24 protein-coding genes are annotated in these 24350 nt (G+C 62.4%); 6 read left to right on the forward strand and 18 right to left on the reverse strand.

The features are described 5' to 3' along the window. The first annotated feature begins 97 nt into the window (after positions 1-97). A complete protein-coding gene (locus B6V72_RS15705) occupies positions 98-952 on the forward strand; it encodes a LytTR family DNA-binding domain-containing protein (RefSeq protein ID WP_088727905.1) in 855 nt (284 codons plus the stop codon). A 5-nt stretch (positions 953-957) separates the two neighbouring features. Here B6V72_RS15705 and B6V72_RS15710 read toward each other — a convergent pair whose 3' ends face one another. The 13 genes from B6V72_RS15710 to B6V72_RS15770 all read right to left on the reverse strand — a co-directional run bounded on the left by B6V72_RS15710 (position 958) and on the right by B6V72_RS15770 (position 13258). Next, the gene (locus B6V72_RS15710) at positions 958-2268 is read right to left on the reverse strand and encodes an ATPase (protein WP_075775890.1); all 1311 of its coding nucleotides are present in this window, start codon (positions 2266-2268) and stop codon (positions 958-960) included. 140 nt (positions 2269-2408) lie between these two features. Then, the gene (locus B6V72_RS15715) at positions 2409-2909 is read right to left on the reverse strand and encodes a prepilin peptidase (protein WP_088735976.1); all 501 of its coding nucleotides are present in this window, start codon (positions 2907-2909) and stop codon (positions 2409-2411) included. A gap of 4 nt (positions 2910-2913) precedes the next feature. Beyond that, positions 2914-3786, reverse strand: coding sequence for a hypothetical protein (locus tag B6V72_RS15720; RefSeq protein WP_088735977.1), 873 nt, complete (start codon positions 3784-3786; stop codon positions 2914-2916). Positions 3787-3813: 27 nt separating this feature from the next. After that, positions 3814-4383, reverse strand: a complete 570-nt coding sequence (locus B6V72_RS15725; RefSeq protein ID WP_088720374.1) for a tetratricopeptide repeat protein — start codon at positions 4381-4383, stop codon at positions 3814-3816. Between the two features lie 4 nt (positions 4384-4387). Further along, positions 4388-5395 (reverse strand): type II secretion system F family protein, encoded by a 1008-nt coding sequence (locus B6V72_RS15730; RefSeq protein WP_088735978.1) that lies wholly within the window; start codon positions 5393-5395, stop codon positions 4388-4390. A 10-nt stretch (positions 5396-5405) separates the two neighbouring features. Continuing rightward, positions 5406-6365, reverse strand: coding sequence for a type II secretion system F family protein (locus B6V72_RS15735; RefSeq protein WP_075775895.1), 960 nt, complete (start codon positions 6363-6365; stop codon positions 5406-5408). 12 nt (positions 6366-6377) lie between these two features. Next, positions 6378-7835, reverse strand: coding sequence for a CpaF family protein (locus B6V72_RS15740; protein WP_088735979.1), 1458 nt, complete (start codon positions 7833-7835; stop codon positions 6378-6380). Between the two features lie 19 nt (positions 7836-7854). Next, positions 7855-9123 (reverse strand): AAA family ATPase, encoded by a 1269-nt coding sequence (locus tag B6V72_RS15745; protein ID WP_088735980.1) that lies wholly within the window; start codon positions 9121-9123, stop codon positions 7855-7857. 262 nt (positions 9124-9385) lie between these two features. Beyond that, a complete protein-coding gene (locus B6V72_RS15750; protein ID WP_088735981.1) occupies positions 9386-10033 on the reverse strand; it encodes an OmpA family protein in 648 nt (215 codons plus the stop codon). A 17-nt stretch (positions 10034-10050) separates the two neighbouring features. Next, the gene (locus tag B6V72_RS15755; protein ID WP_088720370.1) at positions 10051-11442 is read right to left on the reverse strand and encodes a type II and III secretion system protein family protein; all 1392 of its coding nucleotides are present in this window, start codon (positions 11440-11442) and stop codon (positions 10051-10053) included. A gap of 210 nt (positions 11443-11652) precedes the next feature. Continuing rightward, the gene (cpaB, locus tag B6V72_RS15760; RefSeq protein WP_088735982.1) at positions 11653-12522 is read right to left on the reverse strand and encodes a Flp pilus assembly protein CpaB; all 870 of its coding nucleotides are present in this window, start codon (positions 12520-12522) and stop codon (positions 11653-11655) included. A gap of 114 nt (positions 12523-12636) precedes the next feature. Then, positions 12637-12849 (reverse strand): hypothetical protein, encoded by a 213-nt coding sequence (locus B6V72_RS15765; protein ID WP_088722942.1) that lies wholly within the window; start codon positions 12847-12849, stop codon positions 12637-12639. Positions 12850-13024: 175 nt separating this feature from the next. Further along, positions 13025-13258 carry a hypothetical protein gene (locus tag B6V72_RS15770; RefSeq protein ID WP_168173062.1) on the reverse strand — a complete coding sequence of 78 codons (234 nt, stop codon included), beginning with the start codon at positions 13256-13258 and terminating at the stop codon, positions 13025-13027. 356 nt (positions 13259-13614) lie between these two features. Between B6V72_RS15770 and B6V72_RS15775 the strand changes: the two genes are divergently transcribed. Then, the gene (locus tag B6V72_RS15775) at positions 13615-14505 is read left to right on the forward strand and encodes a lytic transglycosylase domain-containing protein (protein ID WP_240497740.1); all 891 of its coding nucleotides are present in this window, start codon (positions 13615-13617) and stop codon (positions 14503-14505) included. A gap of 35 nt (positions 14506-14540) precedes the next feature. Here B6V72_RS15775 and B6V72_RS15780 read toward each other — a convergent pair whose 3' ends face one another. The 5 genes from B6V72_RS15780 to tldD form a co-directional block, all read right to left on the reverse strand. After that, positions 14541-15170, reverse strand: coding sequence for a CoA transferase subunit B (locus tag B6V72_RS15780; protein WP_075775901.1), 630 nt, complete (start codon positions 15168-15170; stop codon positions 14541-14543). Positions 15171-15173: 3 nt separating this feature from the next. Continuing rightward, a complete protein-coding gene (locus B6V72_RS15785; protein WP_088720366.1) occupies positions 15174-15878 on the reverse strand; it encodes a CoA transferase subunit A in 705 nt (234 codons plus the stop codon). Between the two features lie 185 nt (positions 15879-16063). Then, positions 16064-18667, reverse strand: a complete 2604-nt coding sequence (topA, locus tag B6V72_RS15790) for a type I DNA topoisomerase (RefSeq protein ID WP_088735983.1) — start codon at positions 18665-18667, stop codon at positions 16064-16066. Between the two features lie 101 nt (positions 18668-18768). Beyond that, entirely contained in the window at positions 18769-19908 is a 1140-nt protein-coding gene (gene dprA / locus B6V72_RS15795; RefSeq protein ID WP_088735984.1) for a DNA-processing protein DprA, read from the reverse strand. A gap of 198 nt (positions 19909-20106) precedes the next feature. After that, complete coding sequence (tldD, locus tag B6V72_RS15800) at positions 20107-21531, reverse strand: metalloprotease TldD (protein WP_075775905.1); 1425 nt, start codon at positions 21529-21531, stop codon at positions 20107-20109. Positions 21532-21792: 261 nt separating this feature from the next. Between tldD and coxB the strand changes: the two genes are divergently transcribed. From coxB to B6V72_RS15820, 4 genes are read left to right on the forward strand one after another with little or no spacing between them, the layout of a single operon-like run. Next, a complete protein-coding gene (gene coxB, locus B6V72_RS15805; RefSeq protein ID WP_233243109.1) occupies positions 21793-22578 on the forward strand; it encodes a cytochrome c oxidase subunit II in 786 nt (261 codons plus the stop codon). Positions 22579-22612: 34 nt separating this feature from the next. After that, entirely contained in the window at positions 22613-23548 is a 936-nt protein-coding gene (gene cyoE / locus B6V72_RS15810) for a heme o synthase (RefSeq protein ID WP_088720362.1), read from the forward strand. A 3-nt stretch (positions 23549-23551) separates the two neighbouring features. Then, a complete protein-coding gene (locus B6V72_RS15815) occupies positions 23552-23746 on the forward strand; it encodes a hypothetical protein (RefSeq protein ID WP_075775908.1) in 195 nt (64 codons plus the stop codon). Continuing rightward, positions 23743-24336 carry a cytochrome c oxidase assembly protein gene (locus B6V72_RS15820; RefSeq protein WP_075775909.1) on the forward strand — a complete coding sequence of 198 codons (594 nt, stop codon included), beginning with the start codon at positions 23743-23745 and terminating at the stop codon, positions 24334-24336. The genes B6V72_RS15815 and B6V72_RS15820 overlap by 4 nt, the downstream gene beginning before the upstream one ends. The last annotated feature ends 14 nt before the right edge of the window (positions 24337-24350 follow it).

A 24350-nucleotide genomic window follows, 5' to 3' on the forward strand; every position in this document is an offset into this window, starting at 1 on the left:
TAAGGATTTCCGCAGGTTGGACAGGAGAAAACGGCCTTTGCCGTTGTCGGACCTGTGATGCTTGCGTTACCCAAGCGTCAATTGAGGCGTGGCGGCTATGGCAGGATTCTGGAAGACATATTGGCGGGCGTTGAAGATTCCGGCTCTGCCGGTGATCTGGATCGTCGCATCGCTTTTCGGCGTCGCCGCCGGTCCGTTCAACTCTCTCGAATCCATGTCCTTCGGCGCACGCTTGGTTTTCTGGCCGACCAGTATCGCCGTGGGCATTCTGATAGGCGCGGCAATCCGCATTTTCGTGCGGCGCAAGTTGGGTTTACGCTGTTTCCGATACGAGGCTCCGACCCTCGCGGGTCTCTCGGCTCTCGTGCTGACCGCGCCGCTTTACCTGCTCGTCCTGCTGCTTGCGGAGAAGCCGAATTTCGGCGGGTTCGAGATATTCCACATGGCCGCATATATCTTTGGCCTCTCGATGGCGGGGTCGATCCTGCGGCACTGGATGGCGCCCGAGCAGGGGCGCCGGACGCGGTCGCGTGAGATCCATGCCGCTGCCTATACGACAGAAGCGCCAAGCGGGGCCGATCCGTCGGCCGAGAAAGCTCTGACACGGCCCGCGCCACGTCTGCTCTATCGGCTCGAGCCGGACTTGCGCGCGCCGTTGATCCGGCTTGCGGTGAATGACCACTATGTCGACGTGGTCACCGAGGCCGGGCAGACCAGTCTGCTGATCCGGCTTGCCGATGCGATCGCCGAGACCGAGGGCGCGCCAGGCCTGCAGGTCCATCGCTCGCATTGGGTGGCGCGCGAAGCGGTGCGCGCGATGCGCAAGGAGAAGGGGCGGGTCTTTCTGGAGATGTCCGACGGCGAAGAGGTGCCTGTCTCGCGCACCTACCAGCCGCGCGTCGAGGCTGCGGGCTTCCCGCCTTCCGGAGCGGAGCGGATGGCCGCGCAGTAGCGCCGTCAGTGGACGATCACCTCGTCTTTCACGAACATGTTGTCCCAGGCGCGATCCACCAGCTCCGGTGTCATCTGATAGGGGATGCCCTCGAATTCGCAGATCGAGATCATCTGGTCGATCAGGAAGATCGGCTGATAATTGGCGTAGACATTGTCGATGGTGGGATATTTCACCTTGAGCAAGTGCAGCAACGCTTTCTCATCCAGTGGCATCTGCCGCTTCTTCGCCACCATCTGGAAGATCTTGAGATAGTCGGATTGGTTCGGCCCGTCGATCTTGATCTTGAAGAAGATACGACGCAGCGCCGCCTTGTCGAAGATATCGTTCGGGTGGAAGTTGGTCGAGAAGATCACCAGCGTGTCGAAGGGCACCTCGAATTTCTCGCCCGACTGAAGCGAGAGGATATCGCGGTTCTCTTCCAGCGGCACGATCCAGCGGTTCACCAGCTTCTGCGGCGGCTCTGCCTGACGGCCAAGGTCGTCCACGATGAAGACGCCGCCCGCCGATTTGAACTGCAGCGGCGCGGTATAGGTGCGCGCGGTCGCGTTGTATTTCAGATCGAGCATGTCGAGCGACAGTTCACCACCGGTAATCACGGTCGGGCGCTCGCAATAGACGTAGCGCTGATCGAACTGCATCCCGCGCTTGCGCAGGGCGGTGGGATCGTCCTCCTCGACGGGGACGGGGGTATGTACGATAGGGTCGTAGACGGTGATGATCTGACCGGCATATTCGACGGCGCGGGGGATGAAGATATTGTCGCCGATCGCGTCGCGGATACCGTTCGAGATCGAGGATTTGCCATTGCCGGGCGGACCGTACATCAGGATCGAGCGCCCCGAGGAGACCGCCGGACCAAGCTGGCCGATCAGGTCGGGCGGCAGGATCAGGTGGCCCATCGCGCCCAGAAGCTGCTGGCGGGTCAGCTGGATGTTGCGGATCGACTGGCGCTTGACCTGCTCGCGATAGATCGTCAGCGGGACAGGCATCGCGCCGTAATATTCCGACTGTGCGAGCGCATCGAGCGCGCGCGCCTTGCCGCTATCGGACAGCTGAAATCCCATCTCGCCGCCGGAATTGGCGTGCAGCGTGCCCATCGCCTCCAGCAGACCGTGCTTGCGGCACATGTCGATCAATTCCTGCACCATGGTAATCGGCAGGCAGACCAGCTTCGACAGCGCGGAGGCCGTGTCCGTATTGGTGCGGAACATCGTCTTCAGGAGGATGTCGCGCATCACCACGACATTTAGCCCCGTTTCCTCCAGCGCGCGCGGCGGGACAGGGGCGATGACATTCGCGGTCATCATGTTCATCTGGCGCATCCTCTCGGCTATACGTCCCGTCTGATCAAAAACGGGGCGAAGATCGGTCCGGGCCAATCTTGCTGGCGATTGTGGCCAAAAGTTGGAAAAACAGGGTAATCGTCGCGATACCTGGTCGGCGGGCCGAACAATCAGCCAAGGGCCGCGAGCAGCAGATACGCCCAGAGCGTGCCGACCAGCGCCAAACCCATCGGGAAGTCCTTGCGCTTCCAGCTGACCCACTCGGGGGTCGCGTTCACCACTGCCGGGATTGCACGAAAGATGCGATGCGCAGCGAAGGCGGCCAACAGGAAGGCGCAGAGCAGGAACATCGTCAGTTGCACGTCGAACAGGTCATGCGAGAAGAATGGCGCGGCGACGGCGGCGAATTTCGCGTCTCCCGCGCCGAAATGCGCGATCTGGTTCAGGATATAGCCGATCGCGAAGACGACGAGCGCATGGGTCCAACGCCATCCATAGACGTCGAGCGGCAGCAGGAGCGGCCCCGCCACCGCAAAGATCAACAGCAGCGCCAGTACCGCCTTGTTGCGGATCTTCATGTATTTGAGGTCGGTAAAGACCACCCAGGCGCAAACCGGGGTAATCAGCACCAGAAAGATCAGCGCCGACAGAGGCGGAGCAAGACCGAGCATTCCGTCAGCCCTTCAGCGCGCTCGAGGATCCCTGATCGAGCGCCTTCAGCGCCCGGTCGGCCTCCGCGAAATATTGCGGATTGGTGTCGATCGCGTCTTGCAGAAGCGTCTTGCCGATATTGACGTCGCCGCGCTTCACCGCCGCGAGACCCGCCGTATAGAGCAATTGCGCCCTCTCGGTCTGGGTCATGTCGATCACGGGCAGGTCGTATTTGCCCTGGCTCGCACGGGCGAGTACGAGGTTGTTCTTCGTGGTGAAGCGCGTCGGGTCGTAGGTGAGCGCTTCCTTGAACAGTCTCTCGGCCCCCGCCGCATCGCCGCGGCTGAGCTTGGAAAAGCCCCAGTTGTTGTAGATGCCCGCGGGCTTCGTGGTCAGGCCCGCCGCGGTCTCGTAGAAGCTGTCGGCCTTCTTCCACTTTTTCTCGCTATCGGCGACCATCGCCTCAAGCCGGTAGCGGTCGTAGGTCTCGTGGGTCGGCGGCACGGTGTCCAGCGTCGCCTTCGCTCCGGACCAGTCATTGGAGCGGATCTGCGCCTCGGCCATCGACACGCGGTCGTCATTGGTCGCGCCCGGCATGGCGATGACCTCCTGCCAGACCTTCACGGCCTGCACCGGCTTCTGAGCGCGCACGAGCGATTTCGCGAGGCCGCGCTTGGCGTCGATCCGGTCGGGGTGATCGTTGGACAGCCGGGTGAAATAGGTTACGGCCTCGTTCGGGTCGGCGACCGTCAGCATGATGTCGGTGAGGTTGGTCTCGTCGACGGCATTCACGCTTTTCATCGCGCGCGCGACTTCGGCGTCGCTGTTATTGCCCATACAGCCAGAGAGAGTCATCGCACAGCCAGCCAAGGCTGCCAGAAAGATCGGGTGGCGCATGTTACCTGCGTCCTTTTTGCTCGAGCCTCAGTGCTTCGTCAGCAGCAGGTAGTCACCGACCCCTTTCCTGACGAGCGTGAACTGCTTGTCCTGTGGCGCAGCGTAACCCGGCTCCTCGATTTTTGCGAGCGCCCGCGTGAGGTTTTGCTTGATCGCGTCCGATTGGCCACTGTCCAGCGCGAAGGCCAGTTTGAAGACGCGGGCGGCTTCGGCGTATTTGCCGCGCTCCATCAGAACGACGCCGAGGTTGTTCCACGCCGGCACGAAGGTCCGATCGGCTTCGGTCGCCCGGCGCAGCATCTGTTCCGCCTGGTTGAGACGCCCGAGCTTTAGGTCGGCCGAGCCCACGCCCGAGAGGATTTCCGCCGTGGCGCCATGCTGGCCTGCCGCGCGGTAATAGGCTTTCAGGGCAAGCTCGTATTCACCCGCTTCCATCAGCCGGTGGCCGACCAGAAGCCCGTCGACCGCCTCCGCTCCGGGTTTGGTGCCGGGGGCGAAAGCGCCCCGTTTCTCAGCCGAAAGGCCGCCCGGGTTACAGGCGGCCAGTGCGGTTACTGTCAGCGCGGCCAGTATCAGGCCGCGGCGCTTTGGGATCATGCCGTCAAATGCCCATATTCTTGAAGTTCTCAAGCATATCATGGATCGACGGGCCAACAAGAATGATCAGAAGCGGCGGCACGGTGAACATCATCGTGCCCAGCGTCATCTTGGTCGGGATCTTGTTGGCGGCTTCCTCGGCGCGCATGATCCGCTTGTCGCGCATGTCGGCGGCATAGAGGCGCAGGGCCTCTGCGATCGAGGTGCCGAATTGCTGCGACTGAATCATCACGGTCACAAAACTCGCGATATCCGGCACACCAGAGCGTTCGCCGAAATTGCGCAGCACGGTCGCCTTGTCGAGACCGGCCTTGATCTCGTGCGCGACCATCGCGAATTCTTCCGACAGTGCCGGGTAGGATTTGTTCAGCTCTTTCGAGACGCGGATGATCCCCTGATCGAGGGACTGGCCCGCCTCGACGCAGACGAGGAGCATGTCGAGTGCATCGGGGAAGCCGTTCTGCATCTCGTCGGTGCGCGCTGCCACGCGCTTGTTCACCCAGTATTTCGGGCCGTAATAGCCCACGCCGCCGGGCCCGAGCACCCAGAGCACGGTGCCCAGCATCCCCATCGCCTGCCCTTCGGGCGCGCTGGAGTTGTAGAGCACGACATAGAGCGAGCCGAGCGCGAGCAGGCCGATGCCAGCCGCGAACTGAACCGCGTGGAAGGTGCGCACTGCATTCGGACCGCGATAGCCGGCCGATTGCAGCCATTTGCGCGACTCCGACAGTTCCTCGGCATTTTGCGGTTCGAGGAAGGCCGCATATTTCTGCAGTTTGTCGTTCTGCGTGTCGCGCAGCTTCTGGCTGGGGCTGTCGTTGTTCGTGCTGGGTGCCTGACGCGGCGAGCGCGGGGCGTTGCCACGGATCTTGTCAAAGGGGTCTTCGCGCTTCTTCAGGAGCGCGGGGACTGCAGCAAGCACGAGAAGCCCGCCAAGTCCTGCGAGCGCCATCATCGGACCCATCGGCCCGAGCGCATCGATCAGCATCTGGTTGATGTCAGCGAAATCCATTGGGCTCTCCTCAGACCTTGATGGTTGTCATGACCTTCATGAAGATCACGTTGGCGCCGAGCAGCAGGAACACCACGATCGCGGCCGGAATGAAGGCGGCGGTCGTTTTGACCTCGTCGTAATAGTCGGGCGAGACGACCTGAATGATCACCATCACCACGACGGGGAAGGCCGAGAGGAAGATGCCCGACCAGCGCGGCTCCGCGGTAATCGCTTTCACCCTGCGGAACAGCCGGAAGCGTGAGCGGATCACCTTGGACAGACCGTCGAGAACCTCTGCGAGGTTCCCACCCGAGGTCTGCTGGATCGACACGGCGACCGCGAGGAAGCGCAGATCCTGCATGTCGAGCCGTTCAGCCATTTCCGAGATCGCCTCGGCCACGTTGCGACCGTAGGCCGCCTCGTCGGCGATGATGCCGAATTCGGTGCCCAGCGGATCGGGGATCTCGCGCGCGACCGCCTGGATCGCGGAGGGCAGGGGGTGACCGACGCGAAGCGAGCGCACCATCAGTTCCACCGCGTCGGGTAGCTGCTCCTCCATCAGGGCCATGCGTTTTTTGGCCTTCGAGTTGACCCAGAAATAAACGCCGCCCACGCCCATGAACAGCGCGAGGAAGATGCGGATGAAGATGCCGGCATCCGAGCTCAGCGTGAGTGCCATGAAAGCGGCGAAGCAGGCGAAGGCCATGATGCCGATCAGCGCCATCGGCGAGAACGCGATGTTGCCCTTCTGCGCCTTGTCTGCCAGCAGCGAATAGAGCGGGATCGAGCGCGCGTCGCTATGCTGCGACGCTTCCTTGCGCAGACGCTCCAGCACCTCTTCGCGCCGTTCGCCCTTGTTGAGCATCTCGAGGCGGCGATTGACCCGCTTGTTGAGCGAGATCGATTTGCCGAAGACCAGCAGGTAGACGCCTTCGACGAGCAGCAGAACCGCGACGAAGATCAGCAGGTAGATAATGGGGGTCGCCATGGCGGAGTGTCCTTAGTCCTGCACGGGTTCGTAGATCGACGCCGGCAGGTCGTAGCCCCATTGCCGGAACCGATCGGAATAATGAGAGCGCACGCCGGTCGCGGTGAAGCGGCCGATGATCTTGCCGTCGGGGGCAAGCCCGAGACGCTCGTAGCGGAAGACTTCCTGCATCGAGATCACGTCGCCTTCCATGCCGGTGATTTCGGTGACCGAAACCATGCGGCGCGAGCCGTCCTGCAGACGCGAGGCCTGCACGATCAGGTTCACAGCCGAAGCGATCTGGCTGCGCATCGCCTTCATCGGCATCTCGATGCCCGACATCGAGATCATGTTCTCCAGACGCGCCACGCCATCGCGGGCGGAGTTCGCGTGAATTGTGGTCATCGAGCCGTCGTGGCCCGTGTTCATGGCCTGCAGCATGTCGATGACTTCCTCGCCGCGCGTTTCGCCGACGATGATCCGGTCGGGACGCATCCGCAGCGCGTTCCTGAGACAGTCGCGCTGGGTGACCGCACCCTTGCCTTCGACGTTCGGCGGGCGGCTTTCCATCCGGCCCACATGGGTCTGTTGCAGCTGAAGCTCCGCCGTATCCTCGATCGTCAGGATGCGCTCGGAGTTGTCGATGAATGAGGAAAGCGCGTTCAGCGTCGTCGTTTTACCTGAACCCGTCCCGCCCGAGACGATCACGTTGAGACGGGTCGCGACGGCCGCTTGCAGATAGGCCGCGATTTCCTCGGTGAAGGCGCCGTAACTGACGAGATCGTCAATCCCCAGCTTGTCCTTCTTGAACTTACGAATGGAGACGAGCGAGCCGTCCACCGCGATCGGCGGCACCATCGCGTTGAAGCGCGAGCCATCGGCGAGACGCGCGTCCACATAAGGGTTCGATTCATCGACGCGCCGGCCCACGGCCGACACGATCTTGTCGATGATGCGCAGCAGGTGGCGTTCGTCCTTGAAAGTGATGTCGCTCAGTTCGAGCTTGCCATTGCGCTCGATGAAGATCTGCTGCGGGCCGTTCACGAGAATATCGTTGACGGTGTCGTCCTTCAGAAGCGGCTCGAGCGGACCGAGCCCCATGACCTCGTCGTAAAGCTCTTGTTGCAGCGCCTGGCGGTCCTGCGCGTTAAGCGCGACCGAAAGCTCGGTCATCGCCTCGGCGGTGATGTCGGCGATCTCGGCGCGCAGCTCGCGTTCGGAGGCGTGCTCAAGTGCGGCGAGGTTCAGGTTCTCCAGCAGCCGCTTGTGCAGCTCAACCTTGAGTTCCTGAAGGCGCTGTTTGCGTTTCTTTTCCTTGTCGACGGCCACCGGGTCGGCAGCAACCTTCGCGGGGCCCATCTTGCGATGGACCACCTGCGTCTTCGGCGCAGCGTCGACCGGCGGCGGCTTGGCGGCACCGGGCGCGGGCGGCGGGGGGGCGGCCTTGCCGTTGGTGGGCTTTGCCCCGTCTTTCTTGTAGCGCGAAAACATCTGGACGTGTCCTTTCGGGTCAGGCGGCTGCTTCGACGGATTCGTTCAGCTCCACCAGCGAGCCGGCGAGCTTCTGGAATTCCTTGCGTAGCGGCACTTTCGGTGCCGAGAGCGCCAGTGGCAGCCCGTGATCGTTGGCCTGAGTGATCTGCTTGCCGCCATCGCTCATCAGCAGCTCGAGCGAGATATCGAGGCTCTCGGCCAGTCGCTTCACGCGGGCCTTGCCGTTGAGATCGGTGAATTTCGGCGCGCGATTGAGCACGTAACGCAGCTTCTCGGTCGGCAGCCCCTCGGACTTCAGCGCCCGCTGCATCCGCAGCACGTTCTGGGCCGAGCGCATGTCCAGCTCGATCAGCGCGAAGTAGAGATGGGCCTTGTTCAGCACCGTCTCGGTCCAGCTGACCACAGTCGAGGGCATGTCGATCACGACGAAATCGTAATGTGCCCGCGCCATGTCGATCAGGCGCTCCAGATCGTCGCCGCTCAGAAGGTCCAGCGGCAGCATGTCGGTCGGCGCGGTCAGCACGTCGAGCTTGTCGTTGAAGCTGAGCATCGCCTGTCGGAAGGTCTCTTTGTCCATATGCTCGGTATCGGCGAGCATTTCGTAGATCACCTCGCGGCGCGGCAGGTCGAGATAGGTCGCGGCGGCGCCGAATTGCAGGTCGAGATCGAGCAGGCAGACTTTCGGCGAGGTCGACGGGGCTTTCTTCTTCTTTTTACCGTCGTGGATCGTCGCCATTTCCCAGGCGAGGTTCACCGCGAAGGTGCTTGCACCGACGCCACCGGACAGGCCGTGAACCGGGAGGACGACACCATCGTGGTTGCCGGTCGCCGCAAAGGTCGGCGCGTGGACGGGGGGCGCGGCTTCGACCGGCGGGGCGGCTTGGCCAAGACGCTCGATCGCGTCGTGCAGCGCGCCTTCGGGAAGCGGGTAGGGGACGAAATCATCCGCGCCGAGCCGCAACAGTTGATGCAGCGCGATTGGGCTGACCTCATCGGCGATCAGGATGACGCGGATGTTGCGGTCCTTCGCCTCGGTGATGATGCCGGAAATCTTGGTCAGCTCGTCCTCGTCTTCGCCATTGACGGCGATCGCGATGAACTCGAGCTGTTCCGCGTCTGGCTGGCCGAGGAAGATGACCGCTTCATCGAAGGTCAGATCGCCCCAGCTTTCGCCGAGCTCGGTTTCCATATCCTCGATCAGCAGATCGAAATTCGACACATCGCGGGACACGGTGCACGCCTGGATCGGGGCCGGCTCCGAAGTCATGATAGCTGCTGCAGTCATTGCCTCTGTCCTCTTTTTCGTGACCCGTGGCGCGGTTCGGTTAACTCTGTTGCTACGCCGCGGACCGGACGCGACTCGCTGGACGCGTCTATTCCGTCGAGGCTCAATCTCGTTTCTAATCTGGGCGACATTGGGGCCAGACTGTTTCAATTGTGGGATATTGAGAGACGATAAAGAAAAACGGCGGGCTTTGTTGAAAGCGCCCGCCGTCTATGGGTCTCATTTGCCGCGATGTTGCGACAAGGTTAGCAAATTCAGTGGCTTAGTTGCCGCCTCCGCTATTGTTGTTGCCGCCGCCGGCTGTCGCCGAGGCGATATAGTCGCGATAGATTACCGCCGCGTATTTTCCGTCGAGCAGCATAGGCCGGCCCTTGGTCACGAAGCCGGAGACCTCGGTGACGGTGCGGCGATTCTGCGCGTTCGGAGCCTGCGTGTAGACAAGCGGATGCGTTTCGCCGAAGGAAACGACCGCCTCCAGCCGCGCGCGGGATATGCCTTGCGACACGAGGAAATTCACCACGGCGCGGGCGCGTCGCATCCCCAAGGCCTTGTTATAGGCGTCGGAGCCTACGAGGTCGGTATGCCCATAGACGCGGAAGCGTACTTCCGGGTTCTGTCGGATCCAGTTCGCCTGCATCAGCAGCGCATTGCGCGCCTGCGCATCGAGCACCGAGGAGTTGAAGGCGAAATGCACCGTGTTCGGCACGTCGGCGGCGAATTTGCGCGTCATGTTGATGACGTAGCTTTGATTGCCGCTCATCATCGCCTGGTTCTGCGCGATCGCGGAGCCGAATCCGAGGGAGCCTTCCGTGGTCGAGCCGACCTCGGAGTTGAAGACCTTGGTGCCTTCGGAACAGCCCGCCAGCAGAGCCAGAGTTCCGACGGTGATCGCGAGGGTGCGCAGTTTCATGTTCCCAGCCATTTCGCTCACTCCATCACATAGCCATAGGACCCGGAGAAGTCCTGCTTGGCGACTTCCGCGGCAGGACCCTTCTGCGGTGCTCGACCGCCCGAGGTTCTGCCGTTGAGGAAAAGCTCGGACTCGGTTGGCGGCTTCAGGCGATCCGTCGGCAGCACCAGCGTGTCGCCCTTCACGGGCGAGACCAGATGCGGCGTGACGATGATCACCAGTTCGGACTGCTTGCGTTCGAACTCGGTCGAACGGAACAGCGCGCCGAGCACCGGCACATCGCCGAGCCACGGGATCTGCCCCACGGAATCGTTGAAGTCGTCCTGCAGCAGACCCGCGATCGCGAAACTCTCGCCGTCGCGCATCTCGACGGTGGTCGAGGTCGAGCGCTTCTTGAAGGCGCTGACGTTGAAGGTCCCGCTCGTGTAACCGTTCGCCGTGTCGATCGAGGAGACAGAGGCGGCGATTTCGAGGTTGATCACGTCACCATCGACAACGCGTGGGGTGAAAGACATCTCGACGCCGAAGGGCTTGTACTGGATCGAGACGTCACCGTTGTTGAGCACCGGAATCGGGTATTCGCCACCAGCGAGGAAATCCGCGGACTGACCGGAAAGCGCGGTGAGATTGGGTTCCGCAAGGGTGCGAACCACGCCTTTGTTCTCAAGCGCCTGGATGAGAACGCCCAGCTGGAAGGTCCCTCGGGTCAGGCCGATGCCGATCCCGTTCTCGTAGCTCTGCGAGGCAGCGTTCGAGGCAGTCGTTGTGGTGCCTCCGAAGCCAGCGCCCGCGCCCAAGCCTCCGTTCGGACCGAGGCTGGCATTGATCGAGGAGCTGAGGCTTTTCGCGACCGAGCGCTGCATCTCTGCGAAGCGCACTTTCAGCATCACCTGCTGCGTACCGCCCACCATCATCAGGTTCGACACCCGGTCGGGCGCGTAGCGATTGGCCAGTTCCAACGCGCGGCTGAGTTTCTGTGCCGAGGAAACAGTGCCCGACAGCACGATACCGTCATTCGCGGTGCGGACCTGGATGTTTTCGCCGGGCAGGATCTGCTTGAGGCGTTCCTTGAACTCCGCGAGGTCCGGGGTCACCTGAACGTCGACATTGGAGATCAGCTTGCCGTCAGCGCCGAGGATCGTCAGCGTCGTCCGGCCCGGAACCTTGCCGAGCACATAGATCGAGCGGTCCGAAAGGGTCTGGATGTCCGCGATGCCAGGGTTGGCGATCGAGAGTTCCGAGAACGGCGTGTCGCTTTCCACGACCACCGCACGGTTGAGCGGAACGGTCAGCGGCGCTTGAGTGGCGCCGGACATGATCCGCAACGTGTCTGCCTGCACCGGGCCCATCGCCGCGATGCTCAACGCCATGCCACATAGGCAGGCCTGCATCAAAGTTCTAAATTTCATCTGTGACCCTGCCTCTCCGATCACGCCACTCGCAAATCTTCTGCCTGCTTAGGGACTGTTATGGTCCATTATTGCGGGAAAGAATGCGGCAAGACCTGTTTTTTTGCAAGAATCAATGGATTGAGCGTCGTTCTTGATGTGGAAAACGTGTCACATATGAAAGCGGGGCCCCGTAGAGCCCCGCGCAAGCGACTGATATTTGTCATTTATTTAATTCGTGCAGGGGATCGGCGTCTCGATGACTTCCGTGCCCTTGCGGGTCTTGATCGTGCAAACCTGCGCTTTTTCGACCGGTTTGACTTCTTCTCTCTTGATGCCAAGCAGCTCATCGCGGTTGATTTCGATCTGGCCGAGTTGCGCGCTGTTCTCCAAGCCGACGAGCGAAAGGGTCAGGCGACCGGTGTTCTGCGCGAGCGTCAGGGCCGCGACCTGCTCGGGGCTGACTTCTGCCGTGACCGAGCGCGCGATCTGGGTCGCGCTGGTGCGGTCGGGATCGGTGCTCTGGTCGATCGCGATCAGTTTCAGGTTGCTGTCGATCAGCTTCGTGACGGGTTCGCCGTTGATTGAGCCGGACCAGTAGACATCGACAAAATCTCCCGGACGCAGGAAGCCCGAAACTGCCGAAGTCGACGAAACTTGGATAGTGAACGCGCGACGACCGTCCGGGAGGCTCGCCATGATGCCGGCGTTCTCGCCCGGTTGGGTGACACGCGAGGCGAGCAGTATTTCTCCGGGAGTAAGCGCGCGCATCGACGCCCGATCACGGGTTTCTCCCTCCAGGAACGCAGCACGTGCCGCTTCCGGCGTGCCTTGCTTCGCGGTGATCACAGTAAAGGCGTTTTTCGGCACCGCGTTGGCTTGCATCTTGATGGTGGCGAGGTCTTTGGGGCCAAAATGCTCACCGTATTTCAGCTCTTTCCGCACAACGACGACGTCGGCGAGCTTGGGTGCATCCTTCTGCATAGCGACCAACTGGTCCCGTTCGGCCTGGAACTGAGCAATTTGACCTTGAGCCATCATGACCGCCACGCCTGCGAGGCCGACGCCTGCAACGAGGAAGAGAACAAAGATCAGTCGCATTGGAGCATCCTTCTGTTTTCAAATCGGCCACAATACCGCGCCGAGAGTCGCTTTATTGCTCGCAAAGGTGGCGAAACGTTGGCGTGGAGTGGACGCGAGCAAGAAAACCGGCCTTCATTTTCCGAGTTCGCTTTCGCCGAATGTTGTTACTACTTCTTGCGTACTGATGTACTGGGAAATGTTGCGCGAGGCTCCCCCGGTTTTGTCCCAGATTAACACCGCTGCCATGAAACCGAGCGACACGATTGATGCAGTAAGGACAACCCAGTCGACCGTAACCGCACCATCTTCAGCTCGAACTATATTTGCGAATTTTTCTCGAAACATCGAACGTCCTTACATCACATTTCTCAGGTGATCTTGGTTGAAGGGCGCGGTTTTGTTCTTGCGCGACCGTGCCGCTCGTGCTGGCTCTTTGCTGCGAATTCACTACAAGAGTACTTGCTTTAAGATGTTAGGCCGCTCCCGAGAGCGGCCTAACATTAGGTGCTGGTCGGTGCGGTTACGGGGTGACGCCGGCGCCCGCAGCAACCTCTGCATCGGTAAAGGTCTCCGTGACCTCTGCGCCGTTCAGATAGGTGGCGATTTTGCCGGTAAGCACGCCCGTCTGGGTGCGGACCAGGGCCAGCGCGGCGGCGCCGAGGCCGACGACGGCAGCGGTCAGCACAACCCAGTCAACGGTCACAGCGCCGTCTTCTTCGTCGTGGAACTTCTTGAGTTTGAAGAATTTCATCATGGTGTCTCTCCTAAGGTTTTGTCTCTGCCCCGCGGTCCCGGTTGGCGTCCGTGCCGGTTTCCGTCTCGCGGTATGGGGACATATGGCCCCCGGAACGTGGCGCGATTTGGGCGCATCGCAGGCGATTTCGCGAAAATGGAAATTCAGGCTGACGCGCAATCTAACCCATTGTGAAATAAGGAAATAAAAATCCAAATTTTTTGGAACATTTGCATTTTGCGTCAGGATTCCGGTCATCACACCGCGATTCGCGGGACTCAAAGGGGCGGATTTTCTGGAATTTTTCCAGGTTTTCAGGGATAGTCGGGCCAAAGCGGCCCTCGAGAGCCGCGCGAGGCAGTGAGCAGGTGGCGCAGATGCGCAAGGTTTTCGCAGGGATTCTCTGCAGTGCGATGGTGGCCGTGGTCGCGCCCGTGGGGGCCGAGCCCGCAGCCCCCCTCTTCAAGAGCGTGAAGCCCAAGACGGTCAAACCGCCCGCGCCGGGCACCAAACGCTTCATAACCATCCAGATCGATCCCGAGGAACAGAAGCGCCAGCTTGCCGCGATGGCGAAACAGCCCTGGGAGCCGGATACGGCGCCTCCCGCGGACGACAGCGCGACGGGCGATGCTCCGGCCTCTACGCCGACGCCGCGCGTGCCGGCGCATTACGCGTGGTATTGGAACAAGGTCTCGCCGCGTCTGGGCGAGCGAGCGGGGCGGTTCGATCAGGCGATTTCCGCTCTTTCGCAAGGGCCGAAGGGTACGCGGGTGCGCGAGCCGCGGCTCAACGATCTGGCGAAGATCGCACGGGCGCATGGCACCGATATCCTGCGTTCGACCATCGGGACCGAGGTCTCGCCAGCGCTGGTGCTGGCGATGATCGCGGTGGAATCGGGTGGACGGTTCGACGCGCAAAGCCATGCAGGGGCCGTGGGGCTGATGCAGCTGATCCCAGCGACCGCAGAGCGGTTCGACGTCGAAGACAGCAAGGACCCGGCGCAGAACATCGCGGGCGGGGTGAGCTATCTCGACTGGCTGATGAAGGAATTCGACCGCGATCCGCTGATGGTCATCGCCGCCTACAACGCGGGCGAGAACGCGGTGAAGCGCAATGACGGCGTGCCGCCCTATGCGGAGACGCGCGACTACGTGCCTAAGGTGCTGGCGGCGTGGAACGTGGCGCGGGGGCTCTGTGCGACGCGCCCGCAGCTGGTGAGCGACGGTTGCGTTTTCCGGGTCACCCAAATGGCAAAGAGCGGCCCCTGAAGGCCGCTCTTTCCGTATCTAACCTATGGAGGCGATCAGTTGACGATCGTCGCCTCGGTCGCTTCGCGGATCTCGTCCTCGGTGACGCCCTCGGCGCATTCGACGATCTTCAGTCCGCCCTCGACCACATCGAGGACACCGAGATTGGTGATGATGCGGTTGACGACGCCGGTGCCGGTCAGCGGCAGGGTGCATTCCTTCAGCAGTTTGCTGTCGCCATGCTTGTTGGTGTGATCCATTACGACGATGACTCGCTTCACGCCCGCCACGAGGTCCATCGCGCCGCCCATGCCCTTCACCAGCTTGCCGGGGATCATCCAGTTCGCCAGATCGCCATTCTCGGCCACTTCCATCGCGCCGAGGATCGCCATCGCGATCTTGCCGCCACGGATCATCCCAAAGCTCATCGCGCTGTCGAAATAGACCGTGTTGGGCAGTTCGGTGATCGTCTGCTTGCCAGCGTTGATCAGGTCGGGATCCTCTTCGCCCTCATAGGGGAAGGGGCCCATGCCCAGCATGCCGTTCTCCGATTGCAGCGTGACGTGCACGCCCTCGGGGATGAAGTTCGGGACCAGCGTCGGGATGCCGATGCCGAGGTTCACATAGGTGCCGTCTTCAAGCTCCTGCGCCGCGCGGGCGGCCATCTGATTTCTATCCCATGCCATGGGTCAGGCCTCCTTCTTTTCGCGGGTGGTGACTTTCTCGATGCGCTTCTCATGTTCGCCCTGGATCAGGCGGTGCACGTAGATGCCGGGCAGGTGGATGCAGTCAGGGTCGAGCGAGCCCACGGGCACGATCTCTTCGACTTCCATCACGCAGACCTTGCCGCACATCGCCGCCGGTGGGTTGAAGTTGCGGGCCGTCTTGCGGAACACAGCGTTGCCAGTCTCATCCGCTTTCCACGCCTTCACAATGGAGACGTCAGCGAAGATGCCCTCTTCGAGGATGTAGTGCTCGCCGTTGAACACCTTCACCTCTTTGCCTTCGGCGATCTGGGTGCCATAGCCGGTCTTGGTGTAGAAGCCGGGGATGCCGTGGCCGGCGGCGCGCATGCGCTCTGCCAGAGTGCCCTGCGGGTTGAATTCCAGCTCGAGTTCGCCGCTCAGATACTGGCGCATGAACTCGGCGTTCTCGCCCACGTAAGACGACATCATCTTCTTGATCTGCTTCGTGTCGAGCAGCTTGCCGAGGCCGAACCCGTCCACGCCGCAATTGTTCGACGCGACGGTGATGTCCTTGACCTTGCTCTCGACCAGCGCGTCGATCAGCATTTCAGGGATGCCGCAGAGGCCGAAGCCGCCTGCCGCGATCAGCATTCCGTCGAAGAGAAGCCCGTCGAGAGCCTCCTTCGCGGAACCGTAAATCTTGTTCATGGATATCCTCCGCTCATATGCGCGTGAAGATGACGCCGGGGCGGAGGGGAGTCAATTGCTGCGATGCGGCGAGGGTGGTGTGTTGGGGTCAACTTCGCGCGCGAGCGCGCCGGGAGGGGGCTCTGCCCCCGCTCTGTCGCGCTCCCCCGGGATTTTTTCATCAAGACGAAGTGGGCGCGGGCGCCTCACTCCTCGTCGGTCTTCTTGGCCGCCGTCTTTTTCGCCGCGGGTTTCTTCGCGGCGGTCTTCTTGGCGGTCGGTTTCTTGGCCGCAGGCTTCTTCGCGGTCGTTTTTTTAGGCGCGGCTTTCTTCTTTGTGCCGCCCTTCTTGGCCGCCTTCGCCTCGATCAGCGGAAGCGCGTCTTCGAGCGTGACGGCTTCCGGTTCAAGCTCTTTCGGCAGGGTCGCGTTGATCTTGCCCCATTTGACGTAGGGACCGTAGCGCCCCGGCATGACCGCGATCGGGCCGCCCTCGGGGTGTTCGCCCAACTCCTTAAGCGGTTTCGCGGCGGCACCGCGCCCGCCCTTGGCGGCTTTCTGGGCGATCACTTCCACGGCGCGGTTCATGCCGATGGTGAAGACCTCGTCAACTTCCGGCAGGTTCGCGTAGATGCGGCCTTTCTTGACGTAGGGCCCGTAGCGGCCGATCCCGGCTTCGACCAACTCGCCGTCCTCGGGGTGCGGGCCGATCTCGCGCGGCAGGCTCAAGAGCAGCAGCGCCTTTTCGAGGTCGATTTCCTCGGGTTTCCAGCCCTTGGGCAGCGAAGCGCGAGGGGGTTTCGGCACATCCTCGGTCGGCTCGCCCTTCTGGACGTAAGGGCCGAAACGACCCACACGCAGCGTGATCGCCTGCTCCTCGTCATAGCCCAGCACCTTGCCGTCGAGCGCCTGAACCTCATCGTCGCCATCGGGCGCCGACAGAGGCCGGGTGAAACGACATTCGGGATAGTTGCCGCAGCCGATGAAGGCCCCGCCGGAGCGCGCGGTCTTCAGGTGCAGTTTGCCACTGCCGCAAAGCGGGCAGATGCGCGGGTCCGACCCGTCGGGGCGCGGCGGATAGAGATGCGGCGCCAGAACCTCGTCGATCTTGTCGAGCACTTCCGAGATCCGCAGCTCCGACGTCTCTTCCAGAGCTGCCGAGAAATCACGCCAGAAGCGCTTGAGCACTTCCTTATAGTCGCGATCGCCTGCGGAGATATCGTCGAGCTGATCTTCCAGATCGGCGGTGAAATCGTATTCCACGTAGCGCTTGAAGTAGTTCGACAGGAAGGCCGTCACCAAGCGCCCGGTATCTTCCGGGATCAGGCGGTTCTTGTCCTTGCGGACATAGCCGCGATCCTGAATCGTCGTGACAATCGAGGCATAGGTGGAGGGGCGCCCGATGCCGAGCTCTTCCATCCGCTTGACCAAGGTCGCCTCAGTGTAGCGCGGCGGCGGTTGGGTGAAGTGCTGCTCGGGCGTGATGTCGCCCTTCCTGGCCTCTTCGCCCTCGTGAATCTGCGGCAGACGGTTGCTGTCTTCGCCCTCATCGTCGTCGCGGCCCTGATCGTAGACTTTCAGGAAGCCGTCGAACACAACGACGGAGCCGGTCGCGCGCAATTCCACCTGTTCGTCGCCGGAGCCGACGAGAACGGTCGTCCGCTCGAACCGGGCCGCTTCCATCTGCGACGCGATCGTGCGTTTCCAGATCAGATCATACAGCTTCCACTGATCGTCGGAGAGCTTCAGCTTGTCGGGCGATTTCGACATATCCGTGGGGCGGATACATTCGTGCGCTTCCTGCGCGTTCTTCGCCTTGTTCTTGTACATGCGCGGGCTTTTCGGGACGTAGCTGTCGCCGAACTTGTCCTTGATCGCATCGCGCGCCTGCATCACCGCCTCGGGGGCCATGTCGATGCCGTCGGTCCGCATATAGGTGATGTGCCCCGCCTCGTAGAGACGCTGCGCCGCCGACATCGTGGCGCGCGCGCCGAAACCGAACTTGCGGCTGGCTTCCTGCTGCAGCGTCGAGGTCATGAAGGGCGGGTAGGGGTTGCGGTTGGCGGGCTTCGCCTCGACCGAGGTCACACTGAGATCGCGCGAGGTGATCGCCTGCACCGCCATCTCGGCTGCGGTCTCGTTCTCGAGGTCATATTTCTCGAGCTTCTTGCCGCCGAGAACCGACAGGCGCGCTTCGTATTCCTGACCGCGCGGCGTCGTCAGGGTCACCTTCACCGTCCAGTATTCACGCGGCTTGAAGGCTTCGATCTCCATCTCGCGCTCGACGATGAGGCGCAGGCAAACCGACTGGACACGGCCCGCCGATTTCGCGCCAGGCAGCTTGCGCCAGAGAACCGGCGAGAGGTTGAAGCCCACGAGGTAATCGAGTGCGCGGCGGGCGAGATAGGCCTCCACCAGCGGCGCATCGACATCGCGCGGATGCTTCATCGCTTCTTGGATTGCGGTCTTGGTGATCGCGTTGAAGGTGACGCGGGAGACGTTCTTGCCCTTGAGCTTCTTCTCCAGCGCTTCCTGCAGGTGCCACGAGATGGCTTCGCCTTCGCGATCGGGGTCGGTTGCGAGGATCAGCGTGTCGTCATCTTTCAGCGCGTCGGTGATCGCCTTGATGTGCTTTTTCGAGTCGCTAGCGACTTCCCATTTCATCTCGAAATCGTGCTCGGGATCGACCGAACCGTCTTTCGGAGGCAGATCGCGGACGTGACCGAAGGAGGCGAGAACGGTGTAATCGGACCCTAGATACTTGTTGATCGTCTTGGCCTTGGCAGGGGATTCGACGACGACAACGGCCATAAGGTCCTCACTATTCAGCGCTAAAGGGTCTGGGCGCGGAACATGTGGGGGTTTGGTGGGGATTGTCAATGCACCCTGGCGCTGAGGAAATCCCGCAGGCCTTAAACCGGGCGGCTGATCAGCCCGCCGCGATGGCGCTCTATTCGGCCCTCGATTTCGAGTGCGGTGAGGGCCTGTGAAAAGGCCGCCGCCGGCACGTCGAGATCGCGGATCACCTGATCCTCGGCGGTGGGGGAGGGGCCGAGCCGTTCGAGGATCTTCGTGCCCAGATCGGCAGGTTCCGGAGCTGGCTTTCCGGACGAACGCCGGGGGCTGGGTTCGGGTGCGGTCCGGGCGACGGTCGCTCTCCGCGCATTGAGCGCGGCCAGCACGTCCTCGGGCCCGCGCACCAATGTCGCGCCGTCGCGGAGCAGCGCGTTGCAGCCGCCCGCGCGCCCGTCCATCGGGTGTCCCGGGACGGCCATTACCTCGCGCCCCTGATCGAGCGCATCGCGCGCGGTGATCAGGCTGCCGGATTTCAGGGCCGCTTCGACCACGACGACGCCGGCGCTGAGCCCCGAGATAATCCGGTTGCGCGCAGGGAAGTGGCGCGCCTGCGGCTGCGTGCCGGGCGGGGCTTCGGTCAGCCGCAGCCCGGTCTCCGCGATCTGTCGGGCAAGCGTCGTGTTCTCCTGCGGGTAGATCACGTCGATTCCACCCGCCTGCACCGCGATCGTCCCGGTGGGCAGGGCGGCCTCATGGGCGGCGGCATCGATCCCGCGCGCCAGCCCGGAGACCACGCAGATGCCCGCCTCGCCCAGCCCTTCGCTCAACCGCTTCGCCATGCGCAGCCCCAGCGAGGATGCGTTGCGCGCACCGACTAGCGCGATCATCGGGCGGGCGAGCAGCTCCGGCTGGCCAAGCGCCCAGAGCACGGGTGGCGCATCGTCGATCTGCGCAAGCGCGGGGGGATAGTCAGGCCCTCCATGAATCAGGAGCAGCGCCCCTGCGGCCTTGCCCGCCTTGATCTCGGCGCGGGCCTGTTTCTCGGGGAAAGGGGTGTAGTCGGTGACGCCCGCCGCGCGTGCGACCTCTGGCAGGGCCGCGAGCGCTGCCGTCGCGGAGCCATGTTCGCCGATCAATCTGTGGAAAGTCGTGGGCCCGACACGTCGGGAGCGAATGAGGCGAAGAGCAGATAGTTCGTCTTCTTCCGTGGTGGGTGGGGTGAAGGGGGTGGGGTAAGAAAACAAATCTGTTTCCATCCGGCCCTCCGCCTCAATCGCCCACCCTTCTTGCCGTGTTATTCTTAATAAGTTGTTACCAAAACTCGGTGTGCGCGGCGTTTGGAAGGAATTTTCTGCGTTTTGACTGCAAATTTTCGGCGTCGCCGATTTGCAGCTGGTGATCGCGCGGGCGAAGCGGACTTCATGGACCGTCCCGCCCGTATTTGCCGGAAACGATTACGCTGCCGAGCCGCCCACCGTGAGGCCGCCGATCATCAGGGTCGGCTGGCCGACGCCGACCGGTACCCATTGCCCCGCCTTGCCGCAATTGCCGATGCCGGGGTCGAGGGCGAGGTCGTTGCCGATGGCGCGGATATGCTGCATCGCGGTCGGCCCGTCGCCGATCAGGGTCGCGCCTCTTACTGGTGCTCCTACGACACCGTTCTTTACGCGATAGGCTTCGGTGCAGTTGAAGACGAACTTGCCATTGGTGATGTCGACCTGACCGCCGCCGAAGCCGACCGCATAGATGCCGTCCTTCAGATCGGCGAGGATCTCGCCCGGATCGGCATCGCCGCCGAGCATATAAGTGTTGGTCATCCGCGGCATCGGGGCATGGGCGAAGCTCTCGCGCCGCCCGTTGCCGGTGGCCTCGACGCCCATCAGCCGCGCGTTCTGGCGGTCCTGCATGTAGCCTACGAGCACGCCGTCCTCGATCAGCACGTTCTTGCCCGAGGGCGTGCCCTCGTCGTCGATCGTGATCGAACCGCGCCGATCGGGGATCGTGCCGTCATCAAGCACGGTGACACCTTTCGCGGCGACCTGCTGGCCCATCAGCCCGGCGAAGGCCGAAGATTTCTTGCGGTTGAAGTCGCCTTCCAACCCGTGCCCGACTGCTTCGTGCAACAGCACACCCGGCCAGCCCGGGCCAAGCACGACGTCCATCACCCCGGCGGGCGCGGGCTCGGCGCGCAGGTTCACCAGCGCGATGCGCAGCGCCTCACGCGCGACGGGTTGCCAATGCGCGGGTTCGATCAGGCCCGACAGTCCGAAGCGTCCGCCGCCGCCATGACCGCCGGACTCGCGCCGCCCGTTCTCTTCCACGATCACCGAGATGTTGATCCGCGCCATCGGGCGGATATCCGAGACCAACCCGCCCTCGGGGCGAAGAATGAAGACCTCCTGCAGGCTCGCCGCCATCGAGGCCGAGACCTGCACGACGCGCGGGTCGAGGTCGCGGGCGAAGGCGTCGATCTCGCGCAGTATGTCGATCTTCGCCGCGAAGGGCGTGTCGGAGACCGGATCGGTATCACTATATAGATGCAGGTTCGTCCCTTTGGGCGGGGGCGCCATCGTGCCGCCGCCGTCGCCCACGGCCAGCCGCGCAGTTTCGGTCGCCCGTTTCAGCGCGGCTTCGGAAATCTCGGTCGAATGGGCATAGCCCGCGACATCGCCCTTCACCGCCCGCAGGCCGAATCCTTCGGAGGCGTCATAAGAGGCGGTCTTGACCCGCCCGTCATCGAACACGAGCGCCTCGGACCGACGCTGTTCGAGAAACAACTCGCCATCCTCGGCCCCCGCGGTCGCCTCGCGCAGCAATTGCAGGGCGCGGTCCTTGTCGAGCTTGTCCTCGAATGGCGCGAAACGGTCGGGCTGGGTCATCGTCTCTCCTCGGATAGCGATCAAAATTGCCAAAATGTCGCAGCTTTTGCTTGCGCCATCCTCCCAATATGATTTTAAAGTGAGAACACGCAACGGTGAACGGTTTGGGAGAGCCGGACGCCGTCGGGCGGCAGGGAGAAACGCCGCCAAAAGGGAGACATGGGACTTATGCGCTTTGCAAGCAAGGGCCGCGGTATCGCGGCCGCTGTCACGTCGGCTGTTCTGTCGACGCTCGTCGCCGGGCAGGCCTCGGCTCAGGACATGATCAAGGGGCTGCCGGTAATCGGTAAGCCGCATCTGGGCGGGACGGGGTTCCAGCCTGCGTCGTCCAACCTCGCGGAAGACCAGCAATGGCTCGACCATATGCTTCTGGTCATCATCGCCGCGATCTGCGTTCTGGTCTTCGCCCTGATCATCTATTCGCTGCTGCGCTTCAACAGCCGCGCCAACCCGACGCCGCGCAGCTTCACCCATAACACGCCTCTCGAGATCACCTGGACCTTCGTGCCGATCGTGATCCTCGTGGCGATCGGGGCCTTCTCGTTGCCCGCGCTGTGGAACCAGCAGGAAATTCCCGAGGGCGACATCACCGTGAAGGTCACCGGTTACCAGTGGTACTGGGGCTACGAATACCCCGATGAGGGCATTTCGTTCGATTCGCTTCTGCTCGCGAAGGAAGACCTCGAAGAGCATGGCTATGCACCTGACGAATACCTGCTGGCAGCTGACAACGCGATGGTGGTGCCGAAAGGCAAGACGATCGTCGTGCAAGTCACTGGCGCGGACGTGATTCACAGCTGGACCGTGCCGGCCTTCGCGGTGAAGCAGGACGCCGTGCCGGGCCGGATCGCGCAATTGTGGTTTAAGGCCGATCAAGAAGGTGTGTATTTCGGCCAGTGTTCGGAGCTTTGCGGCACCAACCACGCTTACATGCCCATTGTGGTCAAAGTTGTCTCACCGGAAGTTTACGCTAACTGGCTCGAGCGTGCGAAGAATGACTTCGCCTCGGTCGAGACGGATGGGGCGGTTCGGGTCGCACAGAACTGAATACATCGTGCGATAACACCCGAGGAACGCTTTCATGAGTGACATCAGCTATATTCGCCAACAGGACAACGAGGCGCGGTTCGGCGACTACATCGCGCTTCTGAAGCCGCGCGTGATGTCGCTGGTGGTCTTCACCGCTTTCGTCGGTCTCGTGGTGGCGCCGAATCCGGTGCATCCCTTCGTGGGCTTCGTCGCGATCCTGTTCATCGCGCTGGGCGGTGGCGCCTCGGGCGCACTGAATATGTGGTATGACGCGGATATCGACCGGATCATGCGCCGCACTCGCGGTCGTCCCATCCCGGCGGGCCGCATCTCTGAGCGCGAGGCGCTGGGCTTCGGGCTGGCGCTCTCGGGCATCTCCTGCGTGATGCTGGCGCTGGCCACGAATATCTTCTCGGGCCTGTTCCTTGCTTTCACCATCTTCTTCTATGTCGTCGTCTACACGATGTGGCTGAAGCGCGCGACGCCGCAGAACATCGTGATCGGCGGCGCTGCGGGCGCCTTCCCTCCGATGATCGGCTGGGCCGTGTCGACGGGTGGCATCTCGATCGAATCCGTGGCGATGTTCCTGCTGGTCTTCCTCTGGACGCCGCCGCATTTCTGGTCGCTCGCGCTGTTCATGAAGTCCGATTACGACGAGGCGAAAGTGCCGATGCTGACCTCGACCCATGGTCGGGTGGTGACGCGCAAGAACATCCTGTTCTACGCCTTCATCCTCGCCCCCATCGCGGTCGGCACCGGTTTCACCTCGATCGGCGGCCCGGTCTATTTCGCGACGGCGCTGATCATGAACGCGCTCTTCATCAAGGGCGCGATCGAGATTCACGCCCGCACCGAAGCGCAGGCGGAGGCCGACAAATACGCGGTCGAAAAGCGCTTCTTCTATTTCTCGCTCATCTACCTCTTCGCGCATTTCGCGGCTTTGCTGGCCGAAGCGGGGCTGAGCTATATCGGTTTGGGAGCTTGGTAAGCGATGGCAATCACCCGGGACAGTGACCTCCATATCCGCCGGTTCACCCGCAATGTGGGGCTTGGAGCGGTTCTTCTCGGGTTCGTCGCGATCGTCTTCGGCCTGACCGTGGTCAAGGTCGAGAACGGCTCGAAGATGGAAGCCTACGACCACCAGCCGCGCGCCTCGGTGCTGCCGGCGGAGGGCGCTTCGAAATGACCCAGCGCCCCACAGATCGGTCGAATACGCGCGTGCTGCTCTCGCTGCTCGCGGTGATCGTCGTGATGGGGGCAGGGGCTTGGGCTGCGGTGCCGTTCTACAACTGGTTCTGCAAGACCACCGGATATGGCGGCACGACCAACACTGCCGAGGTGCTGCCCGACAAGGTTCTCGACCGCGAGATTCTCGTGCGTTTCGACGCCAACGTGGCACCGGGCATGCCGTGGAAATTCAAGCCGGTCCAGACCGAGATGAAGCTGAAGATCGGCCAGAACGGGCTGGCCTTCTACGAGGCCTACAACCCGACCGATCACGTCATCGCGGGCACGGCGAGCTACAACGTCTCGCCCGATGTGGCCGGCTACTATTTCGACAAGATCCAGTGCTTCTGCTTCACCGAACAGGTGCTGCAACCCGGGGAGAGGGTGCAGATGCCGGTGAGCTTCTTCGTCGATCCCGGCATCGTCGATGATGCGGATGCGAAGCGGATTCACGCGATCACGTTGAGCTACACTTTCTATCAAACCGACCTTCCCGAGCCGGAAGACACCGCCTCGGTCCGTCAAAGGGAGACGGAGACGGTCAACTAGCCATCGGAGGGAGA

The organism is Thioclava sp. F34-6 (genome assembly GCF_002213235.1).
Lineage (GTDB): Bacteria > Pseudomonadota > Alphaproteobacteria > Rhodobacterales > Rhodobacteraceae > Thioclava > Thioclava nitratireducens.